Below are 13,706 nucleotides of genomic sequence, written 5' to 3'. Positions count from 1 at the left end.
AGGCGAGCCTTCCTTTCTTTGGAGTATTTCTAGTTTCCATGTAAAAAAGCAGTAACAAACGATGTTGTTTCTGCCTTAATACTGATTCAATTAAACGGCAAAAACTAGAATCAAGGCGATAACTACCCCTAAGATAGGAACAGCTTCAACTAGAGCTACCCCGATAAACATTGTTGTACGGAATTGACCAGACATTTCAGGTTGGCGAGCCATTGATTCGATTGTTTTAGAGATAACTTGACCGTTACCATAACCGGCTCCGATTGCTGCTCCCATGATTGCGATTGCTGCTGCGATATAATTCATAATTGTTTTCCTCCTAAAATAGATAAATAGTAGTTTGTTTTTTAACCGAGTATTATTCTTCTACTTCAATCTTATGGCTCATATAAACCATTGACAAAGTGACAAAGACAAATGCTTGGATGCTCCCAATAAACAAGGAGAACGCGATCCAGACCATCTCTAATGGAATTGCTAATGGTAATGAGAACCAGCCTAAGCTTGTCATCATTTTTGCAATCAAGGTTAGCAAAACTTCCCCCGCATAAATATTCCCATAAAGACGTAAAGCAAGTGTTAATAAGTTTGTAAATTCTTCAATCAGTTTCATCGGAAACATAAAACTATAGGGTTTCAAGAACGAATTTACGAAATATCCTTTGAAGCCTAACTTTTTCACCCCGAATAAGTGAGTAAGTAAGATCATTATAAATGCCAAAGTTAAAGTAACAAACGGGTCTGCTGTCGGGCTTTTCCAAAGTGTTGTTTCGTTAGGTAAGACGATTTTTGTTACTAAACCTATGTTGTTTGCAACAAAAACAAATAAAAACAATGTAAATGCCAACAAATGGAAATTGCTCAATTCTTTTCTAGGCAGATTATCTGTTACGATTCCTCGACTAAAATCAATGACCCATTCTATCGCATTTTGTTTGCCTGTTGGTTTCAACTTAAGATTTCTTGTAAAAAAGTAAGCTAAGAAGAAAACAATCAAACAGGTCAGTAACACCATTATACAAACTGTACCATCAAACCAAATTGGTCCAATGTGAAACGTTAGCGAGCGTTCATCCAATCCATTTCACCTCTTTTCCCCGAAATTCACATAAAATCAATTCATGTGCGTATCTGGTTTTTTCCAATCGGTTTCTAACCACACGGTATCATACCACCATGAAACAGAAAATTCAAAACATTTTCATGAAAATTAGACACTTTTTTATTTCAGTCAAAAACGAAGCGAATTTTTCCCCATGCACGGTGCTCCTGATCTAAGAAAAAACCTGTGATAATCATGTTTTATCAGATTAAATGCTAACAAATTTTATCATTAAGTAAAAGCAAAAGCACCGAATATGCGAAAAAGGATAATGAAATTATCTAGAGAAATTTTTTAATGTTCGATCAATTTGTCGATCGATATCTTTTCGTTTCAAATCTTCCCGTTTATCATACGATTTTTTCCCTTTTGCCAGACCAATCAATACCTTGGCATAGCCGTTACGAATATAGACTTTTAAAGGAACAACAGTGATTCCAGTGTTTTTCAATTCGTTTTCAAGACGAACGATTTGTTTCTTGTGTAATAATAACTTTCTCGTGCGCAACGGATCATGATTAAAAATATTTCCTTGTTCATAAGGACTGATATGAACATTATGCAAGAAAGCTTCCCCGTTGCGGACGCGAATAAATCCATCTTTCAGATTGATCCGGCTGTTTCGTATCGACTTGATCTCCGTTCCTTGCAAGACCATCCCTGCTTCCATCGTGTCGATGATCGAATAATCATGGCGAGCTTTCTTGTTTTGTGCAATTAGTTTTCCCTCGCCTTTTGGCATAGCTGTTTCCTCCAACTCATTTTATTTTTTCTTTTTCTTCTTTTTGACACCTTTGTAAAATGGCTTTTTCCCTTTATTCTTACCGAACGTTTGCTTACTATCACTATATCGTTTGTTCTTCTTGCCATTTTTTTCTGAGCGTTTGCCTGCTTGTTTTCCTTCTCGTTTTCCAGATTTTCCATTGCGTGCTTTTGGACGTTCCAACGCAGTGACCTCTTCTGCGGAAACGAGTTCAAAATCCACTGCTCGTTCATCTGGATCAGCTTTGACTACTTTTACGCGCACTTTTTGTCCGATTTTAAAAGTCAGACCAGTTCTTTCACCTACAAGAGCTAAATGATTTTCAACAAAATGGAAGTAGTCCTGTTTCAATTCATTGATATGGATCAATCCTTCTACTGTATTCGGCAGTTCGATAAACAGGCCGAATTTCACAACAGAGCTGATGATCCCATCGAATTCTTCTCCCACTTTGTCCATCATGAATTCTGCTTTCTTCATGGAATCTACTTCACGTTCTGTTTCTACTGCACGACGTTCCATCTTAGAACTATGATCTGCAATTTCAGGAAGTTCCGCAGCCCACGAACTTTGATTGCTTTCACTTTTATCTTCACTGTAAGAACGGATCAGACGATGGACGATTAGATCGGGATAGCGTCGAATAGGAGATGTAAAGTGTGTGTAGTAATCTGCCGCTAAGCCATAATGCCCAAAATTGTCTTCTGAATAGCGTGCTTGTTGCATGCTTCTTAGCAACATAGTATTGATAACTGCAGCTTCTGGTTTGTCTTCTACTCCTTCGATCACATGCTGTAAATCTTTTGGTGTGATCGTTCCTTTCGTTCCTCGGACCAGAATGCCCAAAGCTGAAGCAAAATCAAAGAAGCGCTGCATTTTTTCTTCTTTTGGCTGTTCATGGATTCGGTAAATAAACGGCAGATTTAATTTATTATAATGTTCAGCTACCGTTTCATTGGCCGCAAGCATGAAAGATTCGATCAAGCGTTCACCAATTCCTCTGCTTCTTAGCTGGATGTCATTTGGGTGTCCTTCAGCATCAACAAGGATTTTCGCTTCGCGATCCTCAAAAGAAATCGCGCCACGTTTGATTCGCATCGTTTCAAGGATTCGATGCAATTCACCCATTTCTTGGAACATAGGTACGAGCTGAGCATAGCGTTGCATCGTTTCTTCGTCTTGATCTTCTAAGATTTGATTGACAGCTGTGTAGGTCATCCGTTCTGTTGTTTGGATCACACTTGGGAAAATATCATGAGAGACTACTTGTCCATTTGGATCAATCTCCATTTCGCAACTCATGGTCAGCCTTGGAACATGGGGATTCAGTGAACAGATACCATTCGATAAACGTTGCGGGATCATCGGAATCACTCGATCAGTCAAATATACACTTGTCCCTCTTTCATATGCTTCTCTGTCCAATTGACTGCCTTGTGTCACATAGTAAGAAACATCTGCAATGTGTACTCCAAGAAAATAATTACCGTTATCTAATTTTTTAACCGTAACTGCATCATCTAGATCTTTTGCATCTTCTCCATCAATCGTAACAATGAGCTGATTTCTTAAATCTCTACGTCCAGTTATATCCTTTTCGCTGATTTGATCTGGAACTTCATCTGCTTCAGACAATACATCATCAGGAAATTTCGTAGGGATACCATTAGCCACGACAATTGAGAGGATATCCATGCCAGGGTCATTCTTATGACCAATCACTTGCTTGATTATCCCTTCTAAACTAGTCGCATACCCTTTTTCAGGGTAATGGGTCAGTTCGATCAGCACAATACTTCCGTCAACTGGACGAACTCCCTCTGCTGCTGCATATACTTTAAATTGGTTGAGCTTTCTATCTTTCGGGATAACAACGCCGTAAAGATCCGTTTCTTGTATTTCTTCTTCTGAATAAGCAACGAATTCCCCTGCTAACTGAGTAGTCGCCCGGTCTCGAATCTCGACTACTTTCCCCTCTGCTCCGCGATCCATATCTGTATTTGCTCGCTTCATGATATCGATTGCTACGGTGTCTCCATCCATTGCAAAACCAGTCGCTTCTTTTGGGATATAGATGTCATCTTCTTCGGGATCAATCGTTACAAATCCAAATCCTCGTTCATTTGCTCGAAATGTTCCTTCGATCAAGATTGGTTTTAAAGGAAGTTTCACTTTTCCTTTTTTATTGAAAACTATACTCTGTTCTCTTTCCATTTGAGCAATCGTTTGTACTAGTAATTTAAAATCATCGCTTTTTTGGAACCCTAAACCTTCAGCGATTTCTTCCATAGAAAAACTGCGTTTGCGACTGCTTTCCATGAAAAAGAGAATTTTCTCTTTTATCGTTTCTTTTGTCATATTTATTCCTCATTCCAAGGTAATTTTTCTAAAAATTCCAAGACGTCTTTTTCTAATTCGCGTCTTGCTGTACCAACTGTAATCACATGACCACTTTCAGGATACCATTGAAGTGTCACTCGCTGACGGCTAAACTTGCGTGCAGTTTCAAATACGCCATTAGGGTCGATCATTTCATCTTTCCCAGCTTGAGCTAAAAATATCGGCTGTTGGATATCTGACAACCTACTTTCTACGATTGCTGCCTGATCTTGTATATCCATTAATTGTTGTTCAGCTAACGAGCGGTAAGCAACTGCTTTTTCATTGATTTCTTTCTCTGATTTACCTGCTGTCTTAAGCACTTGACGTACGTATTTTTCAAAGTTTTCAGGCACGTTTGTTTTTACAGGAGACAAAGGCGAACAGAAAAAACCGCCGCCAATCACTGATTCTTCTTCTAGTGCTCGTACAGCAAAGATGCCGCCCATCGATAATCCTAATACGGCAATATCAGAAAACTGCTCAGACTGTAAAAAATGGATGGCTTTTTTAGTGTCTGCCCACCAGCTTTCTGCTTTTTCTTGCAAGATATCATATGGCTCCATTGTTCCGTGTCCTTTAAAAAGCGGCGCATAAACTGTATAATCTGCTTTTTCCAAAAATCGTGCGAGCATTCGAACATCGTTTGGACTTCCTGAGTAAGCGTGAAGCAGCAAAACCGCTCGCTTTCCATGTTTTGCATAAAGGGGTTTTGGTAATTGTCTCACTCGTCTCACCTCTTTCGCCTAATTTTACCATAGTTTCTTTCATAACTTCTTCTTAAGCGTTCTCTTTGCAATAAAAAAAGCCGCCCGCCGTTTTGCGAGAGGCTTATTCAACTACTTCGAAGATAAATATGCTAGGACAAATAATAAGATCATCCAGATAGCTCCCATAACTGCAGTTGATCGCTGCATGACAGCTTCAAAGCCGCGAGCTTTTTGTTTGCCGAATAGTTGATCCGCACCGCCGGTAAATGCACTCGCTGCACTATTTTGCTTGCTTGGCTGCATCATAATCGCAATGACCATAACAATCGATAAAACGATCACGATTCCCAAAATTAAATTATACATATCGCAGCCTCCTTCCCAAAAGATATCGTCTCTTTAACTTTATCATAGATAAAAGTCCGTGACAACTCTATATAAATGGAATAACAGCTGAAAGTTCAAAACTTTCAGCTGTTATTCTTATGACTGACGTAAGACGTCTTGATATTCTGGTTTCTTTTCAAACTCTTTTTTTGCATAAGGGCATAAAGGAATGATCTTTTTCCCGTCTCGTCTTGCTAATTCTACTCCAGTATACACTAGCTTTTCAGCTAACTTTTGACCACGATATGCTGGATCTACAAATGTATGGTCAATGATCATGATGTCTGGGCCCGCATCTGACCATGTCATTTCTCCAATCTCTTGTTGCTCATCATTGAATAAAGCAAGACGATTTTTTTCTTCTTTGATTTCCATATGCCGCACTCCTCAAATAACTGATATTTTTTTATTCCTACCTTATTTTAGCAGTCTCCAGATCTATAAACAATTATTTATCCTCGAATTACTTACAAAAAAGAAGAGAAAATTAATCCATCGTTATTCTTTGTTCAATAAATGAAAAAATCACTGTCCAATAGGTTTTCGGATCTTTCATCGATGCTTCCAAGTGTTCTGCTTCTGGAACAAGCAGCAGTGCTTTATCCCCTGCCGTAGCATTTTGAATCGTGTACGCTGCTTCTGTAGGGACAAAATGATCTCTTTCACCATGGATGACTAATAAAGGCAGATGGTTGCTGCCAAGCTGTCTCGTAGCTGATGCTTGCTTTAAGGAGTAACCGGCGTATTTCTGGGCATAATGATTCGCATATCTCATGACCATTTTTTTAGGAAAGACAGTGATTTTACTTAACATATATCGGAATTCTGCATAAACAGAAACATATCCGCTGTCTAAAATAAATCCTTTGACCGCTGATGGAAGTTTTTCACCACTTGCCATCATGATCGTAGAAGCTCCCATTGATCCGCCGTGTAAAATAATGGACGCATTCGGCTGTTCATCTAAGATGAGTTGGATCCAGGCAATTAAATCTAGCCGATCTAGCCATCCCATTCCGATGATTTCTCCTTCACTTTCTCCGTGCGCACGTAAATCAGGTACAAGAACGTTGAATCCTTTCTCTGCATATCTTTTACCTATATGAGACATGTCTCTTTTCCCTGTGCTTCGGTAATCATGTACGCAAATGACCCATTTATTCTGCTTATTTGGATGGATGAACATCTGACCAGCTAGTTTCAACCCGTCATAACTTTTGATTGTTTTGGGTGTTCCCTGCTCCCAAAAGCTTTCACACTCTTCTTCTAATTTTTGTCGTTTTTTTTCTACTGACGTGACTGCAGCAGGGTCCATCAAACGATGACCAGTGTCTTCATACCAGTCATATCCTCTCTGTACTCCCGCTCTTACTAATTTCTTTGCATAAAAATAAGAAAGAAAATGGTAACTGATCCCTATAATTATCAGAATAAGAATGAAATAAAAAATAACCATTGTACACCCGCCGCTTTCTGCCAAACTATAATCTATCTATTATCCAATGTACCGATCCATAGGATTCTTTATTTTCGGCACACGTAAATTCCATTTCTTTTTCATTGTATCATTTACTTAAAGTTCTCCTCAATAGATTTACTTGTAAGAGAGCATTTACATTCGCAATAAAAGCCAGTATACTAATTTCGTGCATTATAATCAAGACGCTCGTCTTGGACTGGTTCGGAAACTTCCCAGAATAAAAAACTAAGTATCTCTAAAGAAAGGAGATTGGAAATAATGCGAAAAGTAATTATTGATTGCGATCCAGGGATCGACGACACTTTAGCTTTATCATTAGCTGTCAAATCCCCTGATATCGAAGTAGTTGCTATTACCGTAGTTTGTGGGAATGTCCCTGCAGATATAGGTACGCAGAATGTGCTGAAATGCCTGGAACGCTGTGATCGTTTAGACATTCCTGTTTATCAAGGAATGGAAAAACCTTTGAAGCAACCTTTCATCAGTGCACAAGACACTCATGGTATGGATGGTTTAGGGGAAACAAATTTCCCGATGATCTTGAGAAAACAGGCAGAACCTCTCCATGCCGTTGATTTTTTGGCTGATTATTTCAAAGAAAAGACAAATACATCAGTCATTGCTTTGGGTCCTTTGACCAATATCGCTTCTGCTTTGAAAGTCAACCCAAATATTGGGAAACATATGGAACGTTTTGTCTCGATGGGTGGAACTTACAAAAGCCATGGTAACTGTTCGCCAGTTGCTGAATACAATTACTGGTGTGATCCTGAAGCAGCTTCTTATGTATTCGAGAATCTCAAACAAACGATAGAAATGGTTGGGTTAGATGTGACAAGAGAAATCGTCTTGACACCGACTATCCTCGAATACTGCTGTCAAATGAATCCTGAAGAGGGAGAGTATCTAAAAGCGATCACTCGTTTTTATTTTGACTTCCACTGGAAACAAGAAAGAATTTTAGGATGTGTCATCAATGATCCGTTAGCTGTTGCTTATTTTATCGAGGAGGCCATCTGTGAAGGTTTCAAAAGCTTCACTGCTGTGGAAACTCAAGGAATAAGTCGTGGACAAACATTGGTTGATCGTTATGAATTTTGGCAGAAACCTGCTAACAGTAAAATTATGACAAAAGTAGATACTCGTCTTTTTTTCCGAAAGTTTTTAACCGTTCTTTTAAATGCACAAGAAGAAACGATTATGAAAGATTTGGAAAGGTTAAAGATGGGCTAACAAAATGAATAAAAACAAAATGGCAACTCGCGTACTTACAGTGATGGCTTTGTGTATTGGGATCAATTATATTGGAGGAACGATTGCTTTATGGCTTCGTTTGCCAATCTATCTCGATTCTATCGGAACGATTTTTGCTGGTGCATTGCTTGGGCCTGTACCTGGAATGCTGACAGGATTGTCCAGCGGTATTTTAAGTGGAGTGACTACAGATATTTTTTCTCTGTATTATTCGCCAATCCAAATTCTCACAGGCTTGCTTGCTGGATTGATTTTGCCAAGATATCTCGGCAAAGATAAAAACAGCTTGAAACTGTTATTACTCGCTTTGATTTTGTCGGTACCTGGAACGATCGTTTCTTCGATCATTACCGTTCAGTTATTTGGCGGGATCACCTCCTCAGGATCCAGTATGATCGTTCAGCTATTACATGGGTTAGGTTTAAGTCAGACAACAAGTGTGATCTTGGTACAGGCAGGTACAGACTACCTTGATCGTTTGTTGTCTATCGTCGTTGTTTCATTAGTCATCACTATGTTGCCACAACGCTTGATATATTCAAAAAGAAAAATAGGCTGAATAAACAGAGCTGGATTAGCAAAATAATGCTAATCTGGCTCTGTTTTTTCATTTATTAAAAAAATCTTACGCTAAGTAGGATAAAATAATTCCTTGATATTTTTCGATCATATCCAAATAATTATCGATTTCAACATACTCATCTACTTGATGAGGCAAAGTAACGACACCAGGCCCAAAGACGACAAAGTCGAAGGAATGGTTAGCTTTCGTAAATTCGGCTGCATCCGTTGTTGCTGCCGCTCCAACTAAAGGTAATGGCTGGCTGAATTGTTGCTGAATGCAATGAATCAAAGGAGAATCTGGATCAGCTTTGACAGGTATTTTGTTGTAATCGATCATCAATTCCAAATGATAGTCTGTCTCTTGATTCAATTCATTGACGATTGATTGCAGCAATGCAATGATTTTATCATTTGGGTATTCTGGAATCGATCGAATGTTCCCTTGGAGCTGCGCATGGCTTGGGATGCTGTTGACTTGATTCCCGCCACTGATCAATGTAACATTATGGATTGTTTTTCCTAGGACAGGATTCTCGATTGTTTCAGCGAGGTGATTCATTTCAGCATTTGCTTTCGTAATGAATTCATTTAGGTGATTGATTGCATTATAACCTTGGTCTGGCATAGAGCTATGCGCTTCTTTTCCGTGCGAGGTGACTGTATAGTTGATTGATCCCATGTGCGTATACATCAAACTGTAATTGGTTGGCTCTCCGATGATCAAGGCATCTAAGTCATCTACATAGCCTGCTTTCGTGAGCTGTTCCCCACCTAGTTCACCCACTTCTTCTCCGACAGTGGCTAATAATTTGACTGTTCCGTTAAATGGTTTTCCTGACTCTTTCAGTTCGATCATGGCAATCACCATTGCTGCCAAGCCACTCTTCATATCTGTAGCACCACGTCCGTACAAACGGTTCCCATGGATTTCTGCTGCAAAGGGTGCATAGGTCCAAGACGATTCATCACCAGCCGCCACGACATCCATATGCCCAGATAGGCCTAACACTTTTCCTGATTGGCCCTTTTGGTAACGAGCAATCAAATTATCTCTACCATCTCTGTAAGAAACAATCTCTCCTGTTATGTCATGCTTTGCCAAAAGCTTATTCAAATAGGCTGCTACTTCACCTTCGTTTCCATTCACTGATTTAATTCGGATGATCTCTTGTAAAATCGCGATTTTTTCTTCTTTTTTCATCTAATCCTCTCCCTTGCCATTTCTTTTTATTGTATTTGAGTGTGCTCGAATTTTCAAATAGGAGCAACCAAAGTAAAAATGAAGAAAGAGAGCCACTTTATGAAAAATATGCTGCTACTTCCCTCCTATTTTATTTATACGAGAGGACTTGCTCATAGATTCCTATTCTACTGTTCTATCCTTAAAAGCTCTTATATGATGCTAGTTATTGTTAGCTTTCCTTTTTCAAGGATGATCTTTTCTTGTACCATTCTTTGTAAACATCATATACAGAAGCTAGTTGCAAAAAAACTCTCTACCTGCTGATATTTCAGCAAGTAGAGAGTTCGATTACTTAACTAAGTGATCATACTCGACTATCTTTCAATAGTCGATCATGTATCTTCATTAGAAAAGAATTATTTGTTTTTTAAGTTGTAGAAAGATTTCAAACCTTTGTATTCTGCAACTTCACCAAGTTGGTCTTCGATACGTAGTAATTGGTTGTATTTAGCAATACGGTCAGTACGTGATAGAGAACCAGTTTTGATTTGGCCAGCGTTTGTTGCAACAGCGATATCAGAGATTGTTGAATCTTCTGTTTCACCAGAACGGTGAGATACAACTGCTGTGTAGCCAGCTTCTTTAGCCATTTCGATAGCTTCGAAAGTTTCTGTTAATGTACCGATTTGGTTCACTTTGATAAGGATTGAGTTAGCAATTCCTTTTTCGATACCTTCAGATAATTTTTGAGTGTTTGTTACGAACAAGTCGTCACCAACTAATTGAACTTTGTCGCCTAATACGTCAGTTAATTTCTTGAATCCGTCCCAGTCGTTTTCGTCTAATCCGTCTTCGATTGAGATGATTGGATATTTAGAAACTAATTCTTCGTAGAATTTGATCATTTCGTCAGTTGTTTTTTCGCCTTCGCCTGAATCAGCTAGTACGTAAACACCTTTTTCTTTGTCGTAGAATTCTGAAGAAGCAGCATCCATAGCAAGAACAACGTCTTTACCAGGTACATAGCCAGCTTTTTCGATTGCTTCGATGATTACTTCAAAACCTTCTTCGTTTGAACCAAGGTTTGGAGCAAATCCACCTTCGTCACCAACAGAAGTTGCTAATCCGCGAGCTTTCAAGATTGAAGCTAATGCGTGGAATACTTCAGCACCCATACGTAGAGCTTCTTTGAATGTTGGAGCGCCAACAGGCATGATCATGAATTCTTGGAAGTCGATTGAGTTATCAGCATGTGATCCGCCGTTGATGATGTTCATCATTGGTGTTGGCAATACTTTTGTGTTGAATCCGCCTAGGTAGTGGTATAAAGGTACTTCTAGGTAGTCAGCAGCTGCACGTGCAACAGCGATAGAAACACCTAAAATAGCGTTCGCACCTAATTTACCTTTGTTAGGAGTTCCGTCTAAAGCGATCATAGCTTTGTCGATAGCCATTTGGTCACGAACATCGTAGCCAATGATTGCTTCAGCAATGATGTTGTTTACGTTGTCGACAGCTTTAGTTACACCTTTACCGCCATAACGAGCTTTGTCTCCGTCACGTAATTCAACTGCTTCGTATTCACCAGTTGAAGCACCTGAAGGAACCATTCCGCGGCCAAAAGCTCCGCTTTCTGTGTATACTTCTACTTCGATTGTTGGGTTACCACGTGAGTCTAAGATCTCGCGAGCGTAAACATCAGTAATAATTGACATGTTTTGTCTCTCCTTTGAGTTTGTTTTTTCCTAAGGGATTTCCCTCATATACGATTTTAGTTAATTTTGCTCATTAGTGCAAACATTTCTTGCATTTTTCGCAAATTTTCAACAATTATTTTACAGCGTCTAACAATGACAAGAATGAATCTGCTTGCAAGCTTGCGCCACCGACTAAAGCACCGTCAACATTTTCTTTTGCCATGTATTCAGCAATATTTTCTGGTTTTACAGAACCGCCGTATTGGATACGAACTGCTTCTGATACTTCTTTTCCATAAAGTTTTTCAACTGTTTGACGTACAACTCCACAAATTTCGTCAGCGATTTGTGCGTCAGCTGATTTACCAGTACCGATTGCCCAGATTGGTTCATAAGCAATAACCATGTTTGACACCTGTTCAGCTGAAAGATCAGCTAAACCAGCTGTAATTTGTCCTTCGATCCATTCAGCAGTTTTGCCTGCTTCATAGGTTTCTAAAGATTCGCCACAGCATAGGATTGGTGTCATACCATTTGCAAAGATAGCTTTCGCTTTTTTATTGATGTCTTCGTCTGTTTCATGGAAATATTCACGACGTTCTGAATGTCCGATGATCACATAATGAACACCTAGATCAGCAAGAGCTGCTGGTGAAGTTTCACCAGTGAACGCACCTGAGTTTTCCCAGTAGCAGTTTTGTGCTGAGATTTTTAGTTCTGTACCTTCAGCTGATGTCATTAATTCTTGTAAGAATAATGCAGGAGATCCGATGACTGAATCAACTTTGTCATTTGAAGGGATTTTGTTTTTTACTGCTTCAGCAAATTCTTTTGCTTCTGATGCAGTTTTGTTCATTTTCCAGTTACCTGCGATAATAGGTTTACGCATTGAGGAACACACTCCTTAATTTATTGAAAAATGGCTAGGGAGTCATGAAAACTCCCTTCACCTTTTGTTCGATTACTCGTCAGAATTGAGCAAACTTGGTCGTTTATTTATCGTTGATTGCTGCTAGTCCTGGTAATTCTTTACCTTCAAGCAATTCCAAGCTTGCGCCGCCACCTGTTGAGATGTGTGTGAATTTGTCAGCAAATCCTAATTGTTCTGCTGCTGCGGCTGAGTCTCCGCCACCGATGATTGTTGTTGCGCCTTCTAAGTTAGCGATTGCTTCACAAACACCGATTGTACCTTTAGCAAAGTTACTCATTTCAAATACACCCATAGGTCCGTTCCAAACAACTGTTTTTGCACCTTGTAATGTATCAGCAAATAATTTTACTGATGCTGGGCCGATGTCTAAAGCCATCAAACCATCAGGAATGTCTCCTTCGATTACTTGTGTTTCAACATCATTTGAAAATTCTGGTGCACAGACATTGTCGATTGGCAAGACAAGTTTGTCGCCTGCTTTTTCGATTAATTCTTTTGCTAGTTCCACTTTATCAGCTTCTACTAGAGAGTTACCGATCTTGATTCCTTTTGCTTCGTAGAATGTGTAAGTCATTCCGCCACCGATCAAGATTTTATCTGCTTTAGGAATCAAGTTTTCGATTACGCCGATTTTATCAGAAACTTTTGCGCCACCAAGGATTGCAATCATTGGTCGTTTTGGTTCTTCTACTGCTTCACCGATGAACTTGATTTCTTTTTCCATCAAGAATCCAGCAACTGTTGGGATACCAGTTGAAGCGATACCTACGTTAGAAGCATGTGCACGGTGAGCTGTACCGAAAGCATCGTTAACAAATACATCGCCTAATGAAGCCCAGTATTTACCTAGTTCTGTATCATTTTTGCTTTCTTTTTTACCGTCAATATCTTCAAATCGTGTATTTTCGAATACGACAACGTCGCCGTCATTCATGTTGCGGATTGCTTCTTCTAATTGTTCTCCGCGAGTTTCAGGTACGAATGTTACTTCTTTACCTAATAATTCGCCTAGACGTTTTGCAACTGGAGCTAAAGATTTTCCTTCTTTATCTTCTTCTGTTTTTACACGTCCAAGGTGAGAGAAAAGGATTGCTTTTCCGCCTTGTTCTAGAACGTAGTTGATTGTTGGCAATGCTGCTTTGATACGAGTGTCGTCAGTGATCACGCCGTCTTTCAAAGGAACGTTGAAGTCAACACGGACAAGAACTTTTTTGTCTTTTAAATCGATATCTTTCACTGTTTTCTTAGCCATTTTA

14 protein-coding genes and 1 riboswitch are annotated in these 13,706 nt (G+C 39.3%); of the genes, 2 read left to right on the top strand and 12 right to left on the bottom strand.

The window, feature by feature from the left end:
* Positions 1-90: 90 nt before the first annotated feature.
* From atpE to IGJ87_RS03480, 8 genes are all read right to left on the bottom strand, one after another.
* The gene (gene atpE, locus IGJ87_RS03515; RefSeq protein WP_002292797.1) at positions 91-306 is read right to left on the bottom strand and encodes an ATP synthase F0 subunit C; all 216 of its coding nucleotides are present in this window, start codon (positions 304-306) and stop codon (positions 91-93) included.
* Between the two features lie 52 nt (positions 307-358).
* Positions 359-1,078: a F0F1 ATP synthase subunit A gene (atpB, locus tag IGJ87_RS03510; protein WP_002300474.1), complete on the bottom strand. Its 720-nt coding sequence runs from the start codon at positions 1,076-1,078 to the stop codon at positions 359-361.
* A gap of 301 nt (positions 1,079-1,379) precedes the next feature.
* Positions 1,380-1,844, bottom strand: a complete 465-nt coding sequence (gene smpB / locus IGJ87_RS03505) for an SsrA-binding protein SmpB (protein ID WP_002292799.1) — start codon at positions 1,842-1,844, stop codon at positions 1,380-1,382.
* A gap of 21 nt (positions 1,845-1,865) precedes the next feature.
* The gene (rnr, locus tag IGJ87_RS03500) at positions 1,866-4,223 is read right to left on the bottom strand and encodes a ribonuclease R (protein WP_128704360.1); all 2,358 of its coding nucleotides are present in this window, start codon (positions 4,221-4,223) and stop codon (positions 1,866-1,868) included.
* A 2-nt stretch (positions 4,224-4,225) separates the two neighbouring features.
* The gene (locus IGJ87_RS03495) at positions 4,226-4,981 is read right to left on the bottom strand and encodes an alpha/beta hydrolase (protein ID WP_002317886.1); all 756 of its coding nucleotides are present in this window, start codon (positions 4,979-4,981) and stop codon (positions 4,226-4,228) included.
* A 102-nt stretch (positions 4,982-5,083) separates the two neighbouring features.
* Entirely contained in the window at positions 5,084-5,320 is a 237-nt protein-coding gene (secG, locus tag IGJ87_RS03490) for a preprotein translocase subunit SecG (RefSeq protein WP_002289017.1), read from the bottom strand.
* A gap of 117 nt (positions 5,321-5,437) precedes the next feature.
* Positions 5,438-5,716, bottom strand: a complete 279-nt coding sequence (locus IGJ87_RS03485) for a GNAT family N-acetyltransferase (protein WP_002296443.1) — start codon at positions 5,714-5,716, stop codon at positions 5,438-5,440.
* 112 nt (positions 5,717-5,828) lie between these two features.
* Positions 5,829-6,797: an alpha/beta hydrolase gene (locus IGJ87_RS03480; protein ID WP_002317887.1), complete on the bottom strand. Its 969-nt coding sequence runs from the start codon at positions 6,795-6,797 to the stop codon at positions 5,829-5,831.
* Between the two features lie 214 nt (positions 6,798-7,011).
* Positions 7,012-7,056: riboswitch (PreQ1 riboswitch) on the top strand.
* A 23-nt stretch (positions 7,057-7,079) separates the two neighbouring features.
* Here IGJ87_RS03480 and IGJ87_RS03475 point away from each other — a divergent pair.
* Both IGJ87_RS03475 and IGJ87_RS03470 read left to right on the top strand, forming a co-directional pair.
* Complete coding sequence (locus IGJ87_RS03475) at positions 7,080-8,054, top strand: nucleoside hydrolase (RefSeq protein ID WP_002289478.1); 975 nt, start codon at positions 7,080-7,082, stop codon at positions 8,052-8,054.
* 4 nt (positions 8,055-8,058) lie between these two features.
* On the top strand, positions 8,059-8,634 hold the full coding sequence (locus IGJ87_RS03470) for an ECF transporter S component (protein ID WP_002289479.1): 576 nt from the start codon (positions 8,059-8,061) through the stop codon (positions 8,632-8,634).
* Between the two features lie 66 nt (positions 8,635-8,700).
* Here the strand turns inward: IGJ87_RS03470 and IGJ87_RS03465 are convergent, their stop codons facing one another.
* The 4 genes from IGJ87_RS03465 to IGJ87_RS03450 all read right to left on the bottom strand — a co-directional run bounded on the left by IGJ87_RS03465 (position 8,701) and on the right by IGJ87_RS03450 (position 13,702).
* Positions 8,701-9,840: an ArgE/DapE family deacylase gene (locus IGJ87_RS03465; protein ID WP_002295137.1), complete on the bottom strand. Its 1,140-nt coding sequence runs from the start codon at positions 9,838-9,840 to the stop codon at positions 8,701-8,703.
* 398 nt (positions 9,841-10,238) lie between these two features.
* On the bottom strand, positions 10,239-11,537 hold the full coding sequence (eno, locus tag IGJ87_RS03460) for a phosphopyruvate hydratase (protein ID WP_002292812.1): 1,299 nt from the start codon (positions 11,535-11,537) through the stop codon (positions 10,239-10,241).
* 115 nt (positions 11,538-11,652) lie between these two features.
* Positions 11,653-12,408, bottom strand: a complete 756-nt coding sequence (gene tpiA, locus IGJ87_RS03455; RefSeq protein ID WP_002292815.1) for a triose-phosphate isomerase — start codon at positions 12,406-12,408, stop codon at positions 11,653-11,655.
* 103 nt (positions 12,409-12,511) lie between these two features.
* The gene (locus IGJ87_RS03450) at positions 12,512-13,702 is read right to left on the bottom strand and encodes a phosphoglycerate kinase (RefSeq protein ID WP_002295135.1); all 1,191 of its coding nucleotides are present in this window, start codon (positions 13,700-13,702) and stop codon (positions 12,512-12,514) included.
* Positions 13,703-13,706 lie beyond the last annotated feature (4 nt).

The sequence above is a fragment of the Enterococcus sp. DIV1411a genome (assembly GCF_050531945.1).
Classification (GTDB): domain Bacteria; phylum Bacillota; class Bacilli; order Lactobacillales; family Enterococcaceae; genus Enterococcus_B; species Enterococcus_B faecium.
Note: the sequence above shows the minus strand (reverse complement) of the source record. Positions and strands in the feature narration are given on the sequence as shown.

Excerpts from the sequence above, each read along its gene's own strand:
- atpE (WP_002292797.1), bottom strand. The coding sequence starts at position 306 with ATGAATTATATCGCAGCAGCAATCGCAATCATGGGAGCAGCAATCGGA.
- smpB (WP_002292799.1), bottom strand. The coding sequence starts at position 1,844 with ATGCCAAAAGGCGAGGGAAAACTAATTGCACAAAACAAGAAAGCTCGC.
- rnr (WP_128704360.1), bottom strand. The coding sequence starts at position 4,223 with ATGACAAAAGAAACGATAAAAGAGAAAATTCTCTTTTTCATGGAAAGC.
- secG (WP_002289017.1), bottom strand. The coding sequence starts at position 5,320 with ATGTATAATTTAATTTTGGGAATCGTGATCGTTTTATCGATTGTTATG.
- IGJ87_RS03485 (WP_002296443.1), bottom strand. The coding sequence starts at position 5,716 with ATGGAAATCAAAGAAGAAAAAAATCGTCTTGCTTTATTCAATGATGAG.
- IGJ87_RS03480 (WP_002317887.1), bottom strand. The coding sequence starts at position 6,797 with ATGGTTATTTTTTATTTCATTCTTATTCTGATAATTATAGGGATCAGT.
- IGJ87_RS03475 (WP_002289478.1), top strand. The coding sequence starts at position 7,080 with ATGCGAAAAGTAATTATTGATTGCGATCCAGGGATCGACGACACTTTA.
- IGJ87_RS03470 (WP_002289479.1), top strand. The coding sequence starts at position 8,059 with ATGAATAAAAACAAAATGGCAACTCGCGTACTTACAGTGATGGCTTTG.
- IGJ87_RS03465 (WP_002295137.1), bottom strand. The coding sequence starts at position 9,840 with ATGAAAAAAGAAGAAAAAATCGCGATTTTACAAGAGATCATCCGAATT.
- eno (WP_002292812.1), bottom strand. The coding sequence starts at position 11,537 with ATGTCAATTATTACTGATGTTTACGCTCGCGAGATCTTAGACTCACGT.
- tpiA (WP_002292815.1), bottom strand. The coding sequence starts at position 12,408 with ATGCGTAAACCTATTATCGCAGGTAACTGGAAAATGAACAAAACTGCA.
- IGJ87_RS03450 (WP_002295135.1), bottom strand. The coding sequence starts at position 13,702 with ATGGCTAAGAAAACAGTGAAAGATATCGATTTAAAAGACAAAAAAGTT.